The 16178-nt window shown below is 30.4% G+C and carries 16 protein-coding genes and 1 pseudogene; 3 read left to right on the top strand and 14 right to left on the bottom strand.

The window, feature by feature from the left end; all coding sequences use genetic code 11:
- Positions 1–357: 357 nt before the first annotated feature.
- The gene (locus tag CSPB_RS07745) at positions 358–1851 is read right to left on the bottom strand and encodes a C69 family dipeptidase (protein ID WP_089193799.1); all 1494 of its coding nucleotides are present in this window, start codon (positions 1849–1851) and stop codon (positions 358–360) included.
- A 160-nt stretch (positions 1852–2011) separates the two neighbouring features.
- Here CSPB_RS07745 and CSPB_RS07740 point away from each other — a divergent pair, with 160 nt between their 5' ends.
- A complete protein-coding gene (locus CSPB_RS07740; RefSeq protein WP_089193798.1) occupies positions 2012–2851 on the top strand; it encodes a biotin synthase in 840 nt (279 codons plus the stop codon).
- A 24-nt stretch (positions 2852–2875) separates the two neighbouring features.
- On the opposite strand, the gene CSPB_RS07735 is transcribed toward CSPB_RS07740, so the two are convergent.
- From CSPB_RS07735 to nspC, 9 genes and pseudogenes are all read right to left on the bottom strand, one after another.
- Positions 2876–3595: a winged helix-turn-helix domain-containing protein gene (locus CSPB_RS07735; RefSeq protein WP_089193797.1), complete on the bottom strand. Its 720-nt coding sequence runs from the start codon at positions 3593–3595 to the stop codon at positions 2876–2878.
- Positions 3588–4370, bottom strand: coding sequence for a formate dehydrogenase accessory sulfurtransferase FdhD (gene fdhD, locus CSPB_RS07730; protein WP_089193796.1), 783 nt, complete (start codon positions 4368–4370; stop codon positions 3588–3590). Before fdhD ends, CSPB_RS07735 begins: the two co-directional genes overlap by 8 nt.
- 12 nt (positions 4371–4382) lie before the next feature.
- The gene (locus CSPB_RS07725; RefSeq protein WP_089193795.1) at positions 4383–5324 is read right to left on the bottom strand and encodes a formate dehydrogenase subunit gamma; all 942 of its coding nucleotides are present in this window, start codon (positions 5322–5324) and stop codon (positions 4383–4385) included.
- A 71-nt stretch (positions 5325–5395) separates the two neighbouring features.
- Positions 5396–5989 carry a formate dehydrogenase FDH3 subunit beta gene (fdh3B, locus tag CSPB_RS07720; protein ID WP_089193794.1) on the bottom strand — a complete coding sequence of 198 codons (594 nt, stop codon included), beginning with the start codon at positions 5987–5989 and terminating at the stop codon, positions 5396–5398.
- A gap of 10 nt (positions 5990–5999) precedes the next feature.
- The gene (locus tag CSPB_RS07715) at positions 6000–8504 is read right to left on the bottom strand and encodes a molybdopterin-dependent oxidoreductase (RefSeq protein ID WP_324248622.1); all 2505 of its coding nucleotides are present in this window, start codon (positions 8502–8504) and stop codon (positions 6000–6002) included.
- Between the two features lie 6 nt (positions 8505–8510).
- Positions 8511–8678: pseudogene (locus CSPB_RS08985) on the bottom strand (hypothetical protein); the annotation flags it as partial.
- Positions 8679–8815: 137 nt separating this feature from the next.
- Positions 8816–8998 carry a twin-arginine translocation signal domain-containing protein gene (locus tag CSPB_RS07705; RefSeq protein WP_089193791.1) on the bottom strand — a complete coding sequence of 61 codons (183 nt, stop codon included), beginning with the start codon at positions 8996–8998 and terminating at the stop codon, positions 8816–8818.
- Positions 8979–9692: a TorD/DmsD family molecular chaperone gene (locus CSPB_RS07700; protein WP_089193790.1), complete on the bottom strand. Its 714-nt coding sequence runs from the start codon at positions 9690–9692 to the stop codon at positions 8979–8981. The genes CSPB_RS07705 and CSPB_RS07700 overlap by 20 nt, the downstream gene beginning before the upstream one ends.
- A gap of 309 nt (positions 9693–10001) precedes the next feature.
- On the bottom strand, positions 10002–11156 hold the full coding sequence (gene nspC / locus CSPB_RS07695) for a carboxynorspermidine decarboxylase (protein ID WP_089193789.1): 1155 nt from the start codon (positions 11154–11156) through the stop codon (positions 10002–10004).
- Between the two features lie 144 nt (positions 11157–11300).
- Between nspC and CSPB_RS07690 the strand changes: the two genes are divergently transcribed.
- A complete protein-coding gene (locus CSPB_RS07690) occupies positions 11301–12251 on the top strand; it encodes a hypothetical protein (RefSeq protein WP_089193788.1) in 951 nt (316 codons plus the stop codon).
- On the top strand, positions 12248–13300 hold the full coding sequence (locus tag CSPB_RS07685; protein WP_089193787.1) for an N-acetylneuraminate synthase family protein: 1053 nt from the start codon (positions 12248–12250) through the stop codon (positions 13298–13300). The genes CSPB_RS07690 and CSPB_RS07685 overlap by 4 nt, the downstream gene beginning before the upstream one ends.
- Before the next feature lie 72 nt (positions 13301–13372).
- On the opposite strand, the gene CSPB_RS07680 is transcribed toward CSPB_RS07685, so the two are convergent.
- Genes CSPB_RS07680 through CSPB_RS07665 form a run of 4 tightly spaced genes read right to left on the bottom strand, consistent with a single transcriptional unit; the run spans position 13373 to position 16165 of the window.
- Positions 13373–14653, bottom strand: coding sequence for an ANL family adenylate-forming protein (locus CSPB_RS07680; RefSeq protein WP_089193786.1), 1281 nt, complete (start codon positions 14651–14653; stop codon positions 13373–13375).
- The gene (locus CSPB_RS07675; RefSeq protein WP_089193785.1) at positions 14646–15362 is read right to left on the bottom strand and encodes an SDR family NAD(P)-dependent oxidoreductase; all 717 of its coding nucleotides are present in this window, start codon (positions 15360–15362) and stop codon (positions 14646–14648) included. Before CSPB_RS07675 ends, CSPB_RS07680 begins: the two co-directional genes overlap by 8 nt.
- Positions 15343–15642, bottom strand: coding sequence for a hypothetical protein (locus CSPB_RS07670; RefSeq protein WP_089193784.1), 300 nt, complete (start codon positions 15640–15642; stop codon positions 15343–15345). The genes CSPB_RS07675 and CSPB_RS07670 overlap by 20 nt, the downstream gene beginning before the upstream one ends.
- Complete coding sequence (locus tag CSPB_RS07665) at positions 15635–16165, bottom strand: hypothetical protein (RefSeq protein ID WP_089193783.1); 531 nt, start codon at positions 16163–16165, stop codon at positions 15635–15637. Before CSPB_RS07665 ends, CSPB_RS07670 begins: the two co-directional genes overlap by 8 nt.
- Positions 16166–16178: the final 13 nt, after the last annotated feature.

Below are 16178 nucleotides of genomic sequence, written 5' to 3'. Positions count from 1 at the left end.
AAATCATCAGGCATTTTTTAATCCTTTAATCTATATTTTTCATAAACATTTTTTATATTATTGGCAGTTTCTAAAAAATTCCACTCTTTTTCGTTTGATGAATAAAGTTTATTTTATAAATTTACTAAATAAAGTCTATGAAAATAGCATTTAAATTTCGTGTCATATATATTGATAATTAAAAGCATAAGTTTCTCAAATATATAAAGGCGTTGTAATTTAATTAAAATTAGGATGACACATTTGATATTTAAAATCTAAAATATTTGCAAAGATGATTGTGTAGTAATAAACAAACTATTTTTGAAATGAAATAAGCAAATTTAGCCCAAATTTTGGGCTAAATTTTGATATTTTTTAATCTTTTTTATTTTTATTTAGTTGTTTCCACTTAATATCTGTATCATTGGTAAGCATAGTAAAAATTTTGTTCGTAAGATCAATTGTCAAAAGTTTTGCATCCATCATAACTTGTTTGCTAAAGCTGTTTAAAAGCTCATTTGCTTTTGCTTTATCTTTTTTATAAATTTCAACATATTCTTTTTCCATTTTAGCTTGTCTTGCTTCTAGTGAAGCTTCAAAGTTTTTATAAGCATCTTTTACTATTGGTGCGTATTTGTTGTAATCCATCATAACTAAAGTTTGAAGTTTTCTATACACCCAGTAAATAGATTCATTGTCTGCTTCATATGAACCTTTATCGTATCCGTCTATAAATCCATCTAATCCATAATAATATGGCAAATAAACGCTCAAATCAGCCATGCCAAGTGCTACATAAGTAACTCTGCCGATTTCCATAGGAAGCCAAGGCCTAACTTGCATAATATGCGATTCGTATGTTCTAAATACACTTATAGTTCTATAAATGTCATCTTGTGTATTTTGATTTACATAAGGATCGTATTTTGTGCCATCGTAATGTGAACGCATGGCATCTTTTAAATCCTGCACACTTAGCTTTTTATCAGGCTCTAAAAATACAGGGAAATTTGCACCTTTTGTTATATCTTGATTTAAAGATGGATTAAACATCTTTTGAATCCACCAAACTCTTGGATAATTATATGTTAAATCTCTATCGTCATCTCTTGTATAAGCTTTTGTAAAGTTAAATTCGCCATCTTTTTTAGGATTATATGTGCCGTTTTTGATAGCAAATTCAACCAAGCCTTTTGAGGCTAGAAAATTTGAATTATTTGGTTTGTAAATCTGTAATCTACCTTGATTTCCTGAGGCAAAATATTTATCTTTTGGAAGTTTGTTTGCTATCCAGTGATGGCCTGTTCCTGTTTCAAAATACCAAGTTTCGTTTTCATCTATAAAAATAACTCCAAATCCCTCTCCAGCACCTATTTTTTCAACTATATCCCCAAGAAGCAAAACACCTTCTTTTGCACTTTTCATTCTAGGAAGTAAAACATCAGGTATATCATCTTCTGTGATACCTGTTTCTTCGTTATATGGATCTATTTTTAGTAGTTCATCTTTTGCGTAAATGGTTTCAGTTCCACTTATGCCAACTCCTGCTTCATTATATCCAACTGCACCATGAAGTTTTGTGTGAGAATTCGCTATAGTTGTATAACGCATGGAATTTTCTGGAAGTGGATATTTAAAATCATTAGCACCATCATGGGCTTTTGAACTATGAACTCCTGTTTGCCCAACTTTTTTTGGATGTATTAAAAATACTTGTGCTTTTATGGCTTTGCTATCAGCACTTCTTGCTACCAGAAGTGAACCATCTTTTGAGGCTTTTTCACCAACTAAAATTGTGGTGCAAGCTATTGCTGATGAACTTAATAAAGCAACTAAAACCGAACTAACAAGAAAAAATTTAGTTTTCATGCTACATTACCTCTTTTCGTAAGTAAATTTTTTGTATTATAACTAAAAAAATAATATTAGATTATAAATTTAATATAAAATCAAGAATATTTTTGTTTTTTAAATTTAGATTATTTAAGTATTATACGAAATAAAAAATAGATATAAAAAGGTTTAATAAATGAAAGATATATTTTTATGTTCAATTTCTAATGTAAGTAGTGGAAATTGTAGCGAGGATTGTGGATATTGTATGCAAAGTGCTCACAATGATTTGGATATAAAAACATATAAATTTAAAGATAAAGATGAGGTTTTAAAAGAAGCAAAATTTCTTAAATCATATGGTGCTCTTGGATTTTGTTTAGTTACCTCAGGAAGAGGACTTGATAGCAATAAATGCGAATACATAGCCTCTCTTGCTAGTATTATAAGTAAAGAAATCCCATCTTTGCATATCATAGCTTGCTGTGGAAGAGCTGACAGGCAATCTCTTTCTTATCTTAAGCAAAATGGCGTGGCAAGTTATAATCATAATCTTGAGACCGCAAAAAGTCATTTTAGTAAAATTTGCACAACACACACTTGGGAAGAGAGATATGAGACAAATGAAAATGTAGCTAGCGTAGGTCTTGGAATTTGTAGCGGCGGTATTTTTGGGCTGGGTGAGAGTAAAGAACAAAGACATGAGTTTTTAAAACAAGTCGCAAGTATTAAGCCTCACACTGTGCCTATAAATTTTTTTATAAATGCAAAAGGTCTTAAGATTAATCAGCCAACAATGAGTAGAGAGGAGGCTTTAGAGTGTGTAAAGCTTGCTAAACAATATCTTCCAAATGCTCGTTTAATGATAGCAGGAGGCAGAGAAACTGTATTTGGCGATAATCAAAAAGAACTTTTTGAGTGTGGTATAAATGCAGTTGTATTGGGAGATTATCTCATAGCAAAAGGAAATACGCCTGCAACTGAGGTTGAAAAAATTAGAAGTTATGGATATGATATAGCAAAAACATGTCATTAATATTGTAGCTTTTTGGCTACAATATCAGTCTTTTTTCAAGAAAAGTTCTTTAAATCTTTTGTTTGCAAACTCTTCTATATCTTGTTGTAATTTTCTATAATTCTGTATAAGCTCAAATGCTTTTGGTTTTAGTTTAGTTCCAGCGTCATCGCCACCACCTTGTTTTGTTTCAAAAAGTTCATCTTTGAAATTTGTTTCTAAAATTTTAAGGTGATTCCAACATTTTTTATAATTCATGCCTAAAATTTCAGATGCTTTTTTTATACTTCCAGTTTGTTCTATAACATCTAAAACTTCAGTCTTTCCTTTGCCAAAAAGCAGTTCACCTTTAGAATTTTCAATCCAAATTTTTGTTTTTATTTTCATAGATTTACCCTTTTTTTCTTTGAAACAACCAAGCTCACAATATTTTACATCTATCTTAAAGTCTTTTAGAGCAGAGCGAACTTTTTTAAGACTAATCCCACTAGCACAGGCTCTAGCATCTTTGCAAAAAATTCTATTTTTATCATCTAAAAAAGGCTTTAATTTTTCTAGCACTTCTGCGCTGCCATTTTGCATTTCAAGTTTTCCAAACTGACCTAAATCGCAGTTATCTATCCTTATGTTTAGTTCATTTGCTACGCTAGAAACATCTTTTGGTTCAATTTTTGTTTTTGTTGCTATTTTAAAAGCAGTTGCGCAATTTAATCTACCGCTATCATTTAAAGAAGTTTTTATAAGCTCAGCTATATCTTCACGCATAAATTCTCTCTTCAGCACTATAAACATTGATATTTTCGCCTCTTGCAAAGCCGCATAATGTTAGATTAAATTTCCTTGCTATCATAACCCCAAGACAAGTTGGAGCGGTTCGTGAAACGAGAAGTGGAATTTGATGCATTACTGCTTTAGCAACCATTTCTGAGCTTAGCCTTCCGCTTACCATAAGAAATGTTTTTGTTAAATCAACACCAGCAAGTCTAGCTTTTCCTATGGCTTTATCTATAGTGTTGTGTTGAGCTATATCTTCTCCTATGAAGAAGGTGTTTTCATCTACAAAAAGTTTTGCAGTATGAACACATCCTGTTTTTTCATAAAGTTCACATTGTGTGTAAAATTTACTCATTTGATCAAGCACTAAGTGTTTATTAAATTTGATATCATTTTGAATAATTTTGGCATTTATAGCATCTGGATCAATGTTTGCAGTATTGCTTCTACCACATCCACTTATAACAACACCTTCGGCATTTAACCTTTTTAAACTATCTTCATTTATATTTGCTTTTATTGATATTTTCATACCATCTTCAAGTTCGTTAATTTCTTTTATGTCTTTAATATTAGATATGATATCTTCGCTCATAAGATATCCAATAGCTAATGCTTTTTGATCAACTGGAGTTGCCATAACAGAGCCTACTTTTTTATCATTTACTAAAATTTCTAGTTTTATTTCTCTAACTAAAGTATCATTACAAATAAAACTTTCACTCTCTTTATATTTAGTAATCTGTGTGCTAAAAAGTGGCTCCATTAAACTTTCTCCTTACGCTAGATTTTTATATTGGTTTTCAAAAGTTGATTTTTGAATTTGTCCTTTTCTTACTAACTCTTGATACCAATAGTGATGAAGTATATAAACTTCTTCTTCTTCTTTGTATCCTGTTATGATAGAGTGTATTGAGCCTTTTATAGCAAAAACAGCCATATAGATATGAACTAATAAAAATACGGCACAAGCAGCTCCTAAAATATTATGAATAATAGCAGATAATCTTAAAATTTCTATTTGACTCATTCCCATAATTTCTCTTAATGAAGAGATATTATAATCAAGATAAAACATACTTGCACCTGTTAATATCATGAAAAAACCACCAACAGTAGCGACCCAAAACCAAGCTTTTTGACCAGCATTAAATTTGCCAGCTGGTATTGGCTGCTTGTTTTTTGAAAGATATCCACCAACCATAAACATCCATTTGATATCATAAGTTGCAGGTAGCATTCTTACAAACCAAAATAAAAACATTGGTATAAGTGAGATTGTAAAAATTATCGTAGCTAACCCGTGTAAATTTTTACACAATCTTACAAAAAATCCTCCACCAAATTCATCTCCAAACATTATTATAAGTCCTGTTGGAACTAAAATAACCCAAGCAACAGCAGCAAGAAGATGAATTAATCTTTCTATGCTATTAAAAGCATATATTTTGCCATGATGATGAGAAAATATTTTTGGACCAACTATTGCATAATGCCCCACAAAAGCTAAAATAACAGCTATTATTGCACCAGCAGCAAGCCAAGCAAAATAACCATTGCTTTGCCAATTAACAAAAAAAGACGCAAATCCATTGTAATAGCTATCAATGTTTTGTATACGACCTTCAGCCCAAACTGGACTATCGTGTTGAAGCTTTTCTAAAAACTCATTTCCAAATGCAAAACACGAAAAACTAAATAAAAAAAGTAATTTTTTCATAGAATTCCTTTAAATTTTAATATCATAAACTTGTACTATAAATAGTTTTAAACTATTATAGCACAGTTTGTTTAAAAAATATTTTCTTTAGGAGTTCCTAGTTCTCCATTTTGACTTTTTCTCTCTGCTACTCTTGCTCTATATATAGCGTCTACTTCTTCGCTATTGCCGACAAGTAGAGCTTTTGTAGAGCACATTGCGGCACAAACAGGAACTTTTCCTTCAGAAATTCTATTTTGACCATACATATGTCTTTCTTCTTCTGAGTTTGTTGGTTTTGGACCACCGGCACACATTGTACATTTATCCATTGCACCTTTTGCACCAAAAATTCCACTTTTTGGAAATTGTGGCGCACCAAACGGACACGCATATAAGCAGTATCCACATCCAATGCATATGTCTTTATCGTGTAAAACTATAGCATCTTCTCTTATATAAAAACAATCAACAGGACAAACTTGTGCACAAGGTGCATCAGAGCAGTGCATACAAGCAATGGTGCTTGATACCTCTTTACCTGGAATTCCTTCGTTTAAAGTTATAACTCTTCTTCTTCTAATTCCAAGTGGCAACTCATGTGCATCATCGCAAGCAACAGAGCAACCATTGCAGTCTATACATCTATCTAAATCACATAAAAATTTCATTCTTATAGCTGACATGTTTTGCTCCTTAAGCTTTTTCTATGCGGCATAAACCGCCTTTTGTTTCTGGAATTTGACATGATATATCATATCCATAGTTTGTAACGGTATTTGCACTCTCTCCGCTTGCATAAGGCGCTGTTCCTGCTGGAAAATTCTTAGTCATATCAACACCTTGCATAATTCCAGTAAAGTGGAAAGGCAAGAATATACTTTTTTCATTTACAGCGTGTGTAAATCTTGCTTTTACTTTTATCCAAGTACCTTCTGGGCTATGAATTTTCATCATAGAGCCATCTTTTATATCATATTTTGCTGCAAGAGCTGGATTTATATCACAAAACATCTCTGGGGTTAATCTAGTTAAATACATACTAGCCCTATTTTCCATACCTGCACCATTTAGATTTACAAGCCTAGCTGTGATTAAATTTATAGGAAATTCCTTACTATAATTTTTAGCTGATTGAATGGATTTAAATCTAGTAAATACTCTGTATTGATTTTCTTGATCTTCAAAAGTTGGATACTTCTCTACTAAATCTTGTCTTGGTGAATGGAGAGGTTCTCTATGAAGTGGAATTTGATCAACAAAATTCCAAGCTATAGCTCTAGCTTTAGCATTGCCATAAGGTGCTATCTCTTTTTCAAGGCATTTTTGAGCAATTATATTACTAGCATCTGTTGACCAGCTATTACCCATCTTAGCTTTTTCTTCTTCGCTTAGAGTAATTCCTAAAACTTTTTCTATGTTTTCTTTAGTAATTTGTGGATATCCCCCATTTATACTAGAATCAACTGGTGCAGACCCTTCTTCTGCAAGTAAATTTTTACCATCTCTTATATGTCCAAATCTTGCTCTAAATCCCATACCGCCCTTACTTACAGGTAAATTTATATTATATAAATTTGGACTTCCTGGATGTTTTTCGCTCCAACATGGCCAAGGTAGACCATAATATTCGTTTTCAAATTCACCACTTCCTTTTAGTGTAATTTGGTCAAATTTATCCCAGTTATCTGTGTGTTTTTTAAGTCTTTCTGGAGTCCATCCTGTGTAACCGATACTTTTAAGAGTGTTTGCTATCTCTCTTGTAGCAGCTTCTGGCCAGTTTATATTACCATTATCATCTCTTATAGTTTTTGTATATTCGTCGTAAAAGCCAATTCTTTTTGCAAGTTCAAATAAAATTTCTTGATCGGGTTTGCATTCATATAATGGTTCAACTACTTGATATCTCCATTGGCCACTTCTATTTGTTGCAACAACTGATCCTGATGTTTCAAACTGTGTTGCTGTTGGAAGCAAGAAAATATTATCTTTTTTATCCGTTATTATACCAGCTTCGTTTACAAATGGGTCTGCTAGTACTAACAAATCAAGATTATCAAGACCTTCTTTTACTTTAGCTTGTTGTGCAGTTGAAGTTATACCATTTCCTAGCACAACCAATGCTTTTAAGCTTGTTCCAGCATTATCTATAGGATCGTTTCCGTCTTTACCATTTAAAACCCCAGCCCACCATCTAGCAAGTGTAAAGCCTTTTTTATACATCATATCTTCATTTATGAATCTACTTTTCATCCATTCATGACTTACACCCCATTGGTTGCTAAACCATTTCCATGAAGTTTCGTTAAGATCATAATACCCTGGTAAATTTTCACTCAAACATCCCATATCAGAAGCACCTTGAACATTATCGTGCCCTCTTAATATATTTGTTCCTCCGCCTTCAACACCAACATTTCCAAGAACTAATTGCAAGATTGGAGCCATTCTTGTGTTTGATGTGCCTATTGTGTGCTGAGTTAAGCCCATAGCCCAAATGAGTGTTCCAGGTCTATTTTGTGCATAAACTTTAGCAATTTCTTCTAAAATTTCTTTTTTTACACTAGTTACATCTTCAACAACTTCAGGAGTCCATTTTTTAGCTTCTTCTATAATTGCTTCCATTCCATAAGTTCTTTTTTCTATATACTCTTTATCTTCCCATCCATTTTTGAAAATAATGTTAAGCATACCATATATAAATGCTATATCGGTTCCTGGTCTAATTTGTGCAAAATAATCAGCCTTAGCAGCAGTATGTGTAAATCTAGGATCTACAACTATTAGTTTTGCACCTTTTTGTTTAGCAAGTAAAAAGTGTCTAAAACCAACAGGATGATTTACAGCAGGATTTGCTCCAAATATAATTATAGCTTTACTTTTTTGTATATCTCCAAGGTGATTTGTCATAGCGCCATAACCCCAAGTATTCGCCACACCGGCGACTGTTGCACTATGTCAAATTCTAGCTTGATGATCTATATTATTTGTTCCATAAAATGCTGCAAATTTTCGTATATAATACGCTTGCTCATTACTAGTTTTTGCAGAGCCTAAAAACATAGCTTGTTCTGGATTTTCTTCTCTTAGAGCTTTTAGCTTTGCTCCTATTTTATCAAAAGCTTCTTCGTAGCTTATTCTTTTCCATTCTCCATTAACTTTTTCCATAGGGTATTTTAATCTAACAGATGATCTAACCATATCAACCATGTCAGATCCTTTGCAACAATGCCCTCCAGCACTGATTGGGTGATCTTGAGCTACTTCTTGTCTTACCCAAACACCATCTTGAACTTCTGCTATAACACCGCATCCAACAGAACATGCTGTGCATACTGACTTAACAAGTTTTGAGTTTGGAAACGGGTTTTTCATCTCTTCTTGTGTGGCTTTTCTTGTAACATCGGCTAGACTTAATGTGCCAAGTCCTACGCTACTAGAAAGTGCTGCCATTTTAAGAAAAGATCTACGACCTATCTTATTATGACTTATTGACATATTTTTATCCTTTCTTAATGTGCTTGTTTATAATAAAATTCCCAAGTAGGGTTTTTTTGATATAAAACTTCGGTTTTTTTACCGCTATCTTTTTTAATATCTTCAAGTTTAACGGCTAAAGCTGGAACGCTTGCAACTGTAATACCACTAGCTACCATGGCTGCGTTTTTTAAAAAATCACGCCTTTTTTCTTTCATTTTCTTTCTCCTTATTTTTTCTAGCTTTATTAACTTCTCTTCTTATCATTTCAGATCTTGAAAGGTCATTGCTAACTTGTTTATGTTTTTGCGTATCAGGTTTGCTTTGGACAAAATAAGCTCTTTCAAACTCAACAAAATTAGCCATTATAATCGCGATATCTTTGTATATAGATGCTTTTGGATGAGTTAATATAGAGTTTATAAACTCATCTATAAAAGGATTTATGTAATTTACAAAAAGTTCTTCGCAAAGATGTTCAAATTTATCGCCATTTTGTATATTTTGAGATATCATATATCCCATTAGTGTGAAAATAAAACCAAAACTATCTTCACTTTCTTTAAATTTATCCTTATCTTTTCTTATATCTGTTTGTGCTGTTATCTTTTTGATTTTCACACAAGCTTCGCCTATCTCTCTACCTTCATCAAAATAACTGATAGTGGTTCTAAGTGGTTTTGGTGGGGTATGGAAAATGTTATCATACTCAGATATTATTTTTTCAAGATTGCCATCAAAGCTCATTAATAATCTATTAGCAGCGTACAAACTCTCATCATCGAGCGGATTTTGGCAAATGAGAAGAAGTTTTTCTTTTACGCCATCAAATCTATCATTTTTTGTAGTAAAAATAAATAGTTTTGAAAATAGCGAATAATATAACCCTCTAGCCAAATTTAAGTTTTCCACTTTTTATTTACCCTTATAAATTTAATTCATCGTATGGAATTTACTACAAATTTGTTTAATTAGATGTGATTTAAAATTTCTAGTTTTTATTATTAAAATTAGCTTAAATATGCTATTTTAGAATATTTATAAAAGCACCAATGTGTCAGTTTATCAGCAAATATGAAAAATATAAAAAATGGATTAAATTTAAAATTTAAAAATAATAATTAAAGATTAAATTTATAAATCATATCCTGAATTTATAAATTTATAAGCAATATATAAGCAAAATTTAATAATAAATACTCTTTTAATATTAAAAATTTGCTAGTTTCTGTTTTTATACTCTTCATATCCAAAAAATTTAGAAGATATAACATCTCCATTTTTATCTACTAAATGCAAATCAGGAAGTTTTATTCCGTTAAATGTAGTATTTTTTACTATTGTATAATGAATTTGGTCTTCGAAAATTATTTTATCGCCTATTTTTAAAGGTAAATCAAATTTATATTCAGAATTTCCTGCATCTTGTCCGATGATATCACCTGCAAGACAAGTGTTTCCACCAAATCTATATATAAATTTACCATTTTTACTCTCATTTCTAACATCTGGACGATATGGCATGATAATAGTATCTGGCATATGAGCTTCAGCTGAAGTATCAAGGATAGCTATATTTGTTTCATTTTCTACTATATCAAGGATTGAACTTACTAAGTATCCTGTTTGCCATCCAACTGCTTCCCCTGGTTCTAAATAAACCTCAACACCGTATTTTTGTCTAAATTTGGTTATTAAATTTATTAAAAGTTCTGTGTTGTAGCCATTTTTTGTGATATGATGTCCGCCACCAAAATTTACAAATTTAACCTTTTTTATAAATTCTCCAAATTTTCCTTCAAATTCATTCAAAACTATTTCTAAGCTCTCGCTACTTTCTTCACAGAGTGCGTGAAAATGAAATCCTTCTATATCATCTAAAAATGTGGCGTCTTTTTGCATGGCTAAAAGCAAATTTGCTTTTGTCATACCAAGGCGGCTAAATCTTGAGCAAGGATTATAACTATCAGTTGGTGAAAATGAAGTTTCTGGATTTAGCCTTATTGCGGTATGAACTGAGTTTTTCAAGGCTTTTGTTTTAAATTTAAGCACTTGATTGAAGCTATTAAAAACTATATGATTTGAGATATTTAGTATCTCATCTATATCCTCATCTTTAAAGGCTGGAGAATAGGTGTGAATTTCGCCATTTTTTATAAATTCTTTAGCATATTTTGCTTCGTGTAATCCACTACAAGTAACGCCATTTAGGTATTTATCAATATATGGCATTGCTAGAGAAAAAGCAAAACCTTTCAATGCACAAAGCACTTTTGCTCCACTTTTTTGTGAGATTTCATTTAGAATTTGTAAATTTGATATCAGTTTTTCCTCTTCGCACACATAAGCTGGGGTTTTTATCTCATCTATAGTCATTTAATAGCCTTTAAATTTGAAGTATTTTTTGAAATTATTGCTTTTTAAGGCTTTGATATTACTTAGAAATAAAAAAACCTGTATTTTATAAATAAAAATTTATATTTGGATTTTTTTTATATAATATCCAAACAAAGGTTTAAAATGATAGTAATTCATGCAAGAGGTAACGAAAATATAGGCATAGGCAATCTTTCGAGATGTTTTGAGTTGCTTAAATTTCTTTGCGATAAGCACGAAGTTACAGCTATTTTTGAATGTAGCGAGGAGCTTTTTACAAGATATAAGCATAAAAATAGCCTTAGAAGTAAAAATTTAGACAACTCATTAAAAATTATAAAAGGCATAAAACCGCAAATTTATATATGTGATTTACTAGATGCAAATAAAAAATTAAGCGATATTTTACGCTTAGAATGTGGTGTAAAAAAGATTATTCATTTCAATAGCATTGAGTTTGGTTTTGAGCCTGATATACTTGTTGTGATGGATGGATTTGATTATGAGATTAAAAAAGGAAATTATGAAATTTATCGTGGTTTTGAGTATTATATAATCTCGCAAGATTTACTAAAATATCGTAAAAAAAATACAAATTTGCAAAGTATAAAAAATGTTTTAATTAGTTTTGGAGGAGCTGACCCTGCAAATTTTAGTGAATATTTTGCAAATGTTATAAACGATGATAAGTATAATTACACCATAGTTTTAGGCCCAGCGATGAGTGAAAATAGAAAAGAAGCGATAGCAAAAATCAAAAAACCAAATATTACTTATGTTAATAGCCCAAAAAATCTTATAAATTTGCTTTTACAAAATGATATTTTAGTAACTCTTGGTGGAATGAGCACATATGAGGCGATGATGCTTGGTGTGCCTGTTTGTGGAGTTAGGTGGAGCTATCTTGCGTATTGTGTGGAAAATTTCGCCAAACTTGGTATGATAAATGATCTTTTTGATATAAATAGTGCTTATGATAATTTAATAAATTTAAAAATTGCCGATGTAAATGAAAAATGTGCTTATGCTTATAAACTTATAGATGGCAGTGCGTTAAAAAATATAGAAAGTATTATAACAAAGGATAAAATTTGATAAATATAAATGGTAAAGTGATATCAAACGATGCCCCAGCTTTCATTGTAGCTGAAATTGGTGCAAACCACAACGGCGATATATCTTTGGCAAAAGAAAGCATTGATGCGGCTTATGAGTGTGGGGTTGATGCTGTTAAATTTCAGACCTACACAACCGAAGAGCTTCTTTCAAATAAAGATATGCAATACACTTACAAATACGGCAAAAATGAGCACACTACGCAAACACTAAAAGAGATGTTTGATATGGTAACATTTAAGAGAGAATTTCATAAAGAAATTTATGATTATGCGGCTAAAAAAGATCTTATCTGCTTTTCTACGCCTTTTAGCTTAGAGGGTGTTGAGTTTTTAGAAAAACTAAATAACCCGATTTATAAAATCGCATCTTCTGATGTAAATTATGTAGATATGCTTGAATTTGTAGCTAAGCTTAAAAAGCCCGTTTTTCTTTCAACCGGCAAATGCACACTTGCTGAAATGGATATGGCAATAAATTTGCTTGAAGAAAATGGCACACAAGATCTATGTTTGCTTCATTGCGTGGCGAATTATCCATCAAAAATGAAAGATATGAATCTAAATGTCATAAAAACTTTAAAACAGATGTATCCTGAGCATGTCATAGGCTTTTCAGATCACTCTCTTGGCATAACTGCAACGCTTGGAGCTATTTGTTTTGGTGCAAAAATCATAGAAAAACATTTTACGATAGATAAAAATTTAAAAGGACCAGATCATTGGTTTAGTATGGATCCAGCGGATATGAAAAATATAGTAAATGAGGTTAGAAATTTAGAAGTTGCTTTTGGAAATCAAAGAAAGATTTTACCTCAAAATGAAATATCTGAAAAACACTGGGCAACTAGATCTTTGCACACAAAAAAAGATTTAAAAGCAGGGGAGATAATCAAAGAAGAAGATATTGATATGCTTCGTCCAGGTTATGGTATATCTCCATTTGATAAGCATAAAGTTATAGGACTTAAACTAAGCAAAGACATAAAAAAAGGCGAGGTTTTAGAGTGGAAACATCTACAATTTTAAAGTTATTTTTTATTTTAATTCATTAAATAATTTAATCTGCAAGAGTTAAATTTAATTTTAAAATATTTAAGTTTATAGTCTTTGTTTTTTATATCTACGATTTATGCGAATTTCTTGTTTTAAATTTATTTGGGTTGGAATTTTATGTTTTTCAAGATTATTTTTACATATATCTATAATATCTTTTTTTGTTATATTTTCATCAGCTATAATATCAACACAAAGCATTTGACCTGTTATTAATGATTCTTTCCCGTAAGCAACAACATCTTTTATGCCTATAAGTTTCATTATAGTATTTTCTATCTCGGATGGTAAAACTTTATTTCCTCCTATATTTATCACCTCTTTTTTTCTGCCTATTATTTGTAAATATTTACCACTTTTTACAACTATATCACCTGTTTTAAACCAACCATTTTCTAGCTTTTCATCAGTATTTAAGTAGCCTAAAATTTGGGTATTTGTTTTTAAATACAGTTCATTATCAATGATTTTATATGATACATTTTTATCATCTATTTTTATAAAAAGAGAATCATTTGATAAGTTTTTCGTACTAAAACTTCCTGTTTCGCTTGTTCCAAATTTCTGAAATATTTTAACATCTTTAAAAGTTAAATTTACTCTTTTTAATAACTCTTCGCTCATTGTTTCTGCACCATATGTTATAATTTTTAGTGATGATATATTATGTTTTGGTATTTCTCCGCTTAAGATAAGTAAATTTAGCATAGTTGGTGTTGTTGGAATGATGTTAACTTTGTATTTTTCAACACATTTTAAAATTTCTTTTGGAGTTAAATTTTGTGCTATACTTATGCTTGCGCCTTCAAATAAAGTTCTTAAAATGCAGTCTATACCGCCTATATGATCTATAAAAAGCAAAAGCAAAAGATTGTATGATTTTTCATTTTTATTATAAAAATTCTCTATCATATTGTCAAAATCATGAAGCATTGATTTAGCTTTTCCGGTTGTTGCACTTGAGTATAAAATAAGTCCAGATCTGTTTTTTGATTGCAAATTTTGTATAAGCTGATGTGTATTTTGGTTATCTAATGTTTTTATATTATTTTTTGTAATGATAAATTTAGCAAACTCAAGCTTGTTTTCATCGTATTCTATCATGGGTAAAATTATGCTTTTTCTTAAACTTAAAGCAAAAATTATAGCGATAAAATCGCTACTTGGAGCTAAATTTACAGCTACAACTTCATTTGATAAATTTGCAAATTTATCATAATAAAATCTTATTTTATTTATTAAGTCCGAGTAAGTGTATAAATTGTCTTTTTCGTAAATCGCTATTTTATTATCAAATTTAGAAAATTTATCAAACAAATCAACCATTTATGCCACCAAGATATAAGCATTGCCCTGTTATAAAGTCGCTTTTTTCATTTATGAAAAAATCTATCGCATTTGAAACATCGCTAAATTCGCCATATCTTTTGATAGCTTGTCTGTTTATTAGAGAGTTCATTTTTTTTTCATCTACACCTTTTATAAGATCTGTTTTTATAGGAGTTGGGGCAATGCAGTTTATGGTTATACTAAAAGGAGCTAGTTCATAGGATGCAATTTGACTAAAATTAACAATAGCAGCTTTACTAGCAGCATAAATACTTTCGCCTTGTAATCTTAAAGGAGTGGCAACTGTTGCAAAATTTACAATTCGAAAGTGTGGATTTTGCATTTTTTTAGATGTTAAACTCATTACTTTTGCGACTTCTCTAAGTAGTAAAAAAGTTCCTTTGAAATTTACATTAAAAATATTTTCAACACTTTTAAGTGGTGTCAATAAAATTGGATTCATAGAAGCAATTCCGGCATTATTAAGCAAAATATCTATATGTTTAAATTCTTTTTGAATGTTTTTTATCATAGAAATTACAGCTTTTTCGTCGCTTATGTCGAGTTCAAAATGCCTGTAATTTTTGTGTGTTATACTTGAATTTGCTCTTGCACATCCACAAACTATAAAATTTCTTTCTAAATAATACTGAGATAAATATTTTCCTATACCACGGCTTGTTCCGCTAATTACCATTACTTTCATCTATTTCCTCGCATATAAATTTGCTTAAGCTTTTGACATTTAAAAAAGGCGAGTTTTTCATGCTCATAGCTTTTTCATTTGCTAAAGTTATATTTATGTCAAATTTATCTGAAATTTCACTTTCTATTGCACTTATAAGTGCAACAAGACCCAAAGAATCTAAAGCCCCATTTTCACCAAAAATTTGAGTATTTTCATCTACTTTTAGAGTTAAATCGGTATAATTTTGCACTGTTTCATCAAGGCATTTTATAACTATATCTGAAATTTTTTTATTCATATATATCTCCATCTAGTTTTATTTTAGTTTTTAGAGTATCGACAAATTTGAGTAATTTTTTAGTTTTATGATCTTGCCATTCATCTTTTGTAAGGCTAAATTTTATCATATCTTGGTCTTTATAAATTTTATAAAAGCCAAAGTTTGTTGTAAATTTAATGGAGTTTTCATTATTTGGTTTTACATATGAATAAAGTTTGTCAAAACGCAAAAAGATGAAATTTAAAAATTCATAAACACATACAACTTTTATAAAAGGATTTGTATCTTTATCGAAAAATACACCCCAACTAAACTTATTTTCATTGATGGTATAATTTAATCCACCGATGATTTTTCCATCTAAAAAAACAGCAAAATACTGAGCATTTATAAGATTTTTAATCCAGTTTAAATGCTCTGCTTTTTGTATAATTTTTGTATCAAAAGATGAATTTCTAATGTAGTCTTGATTTCTTAAATTTAGTAATTCATCTGTCTCATAATCAAGTAAATTTTTATAATTTTTAAAAGTTATTTGCAAAAATTAATCCTTA

The sequence above is a fragment of the Campylobacter sputorum genome (assembly GCF_002220775.1).
Taxonomy (GTDB): domain Bacteria; phylum Campylobacterota; class Campylobacteria; order Campylobacterales; family Campylobacteraceae; genus Campylobacter_F; species Campylobacter_F bovis.
Note: the sequence above shows the minus strand (reverse complement) of the source record. Positions and strands in the feature narration are given on the sequence as shown.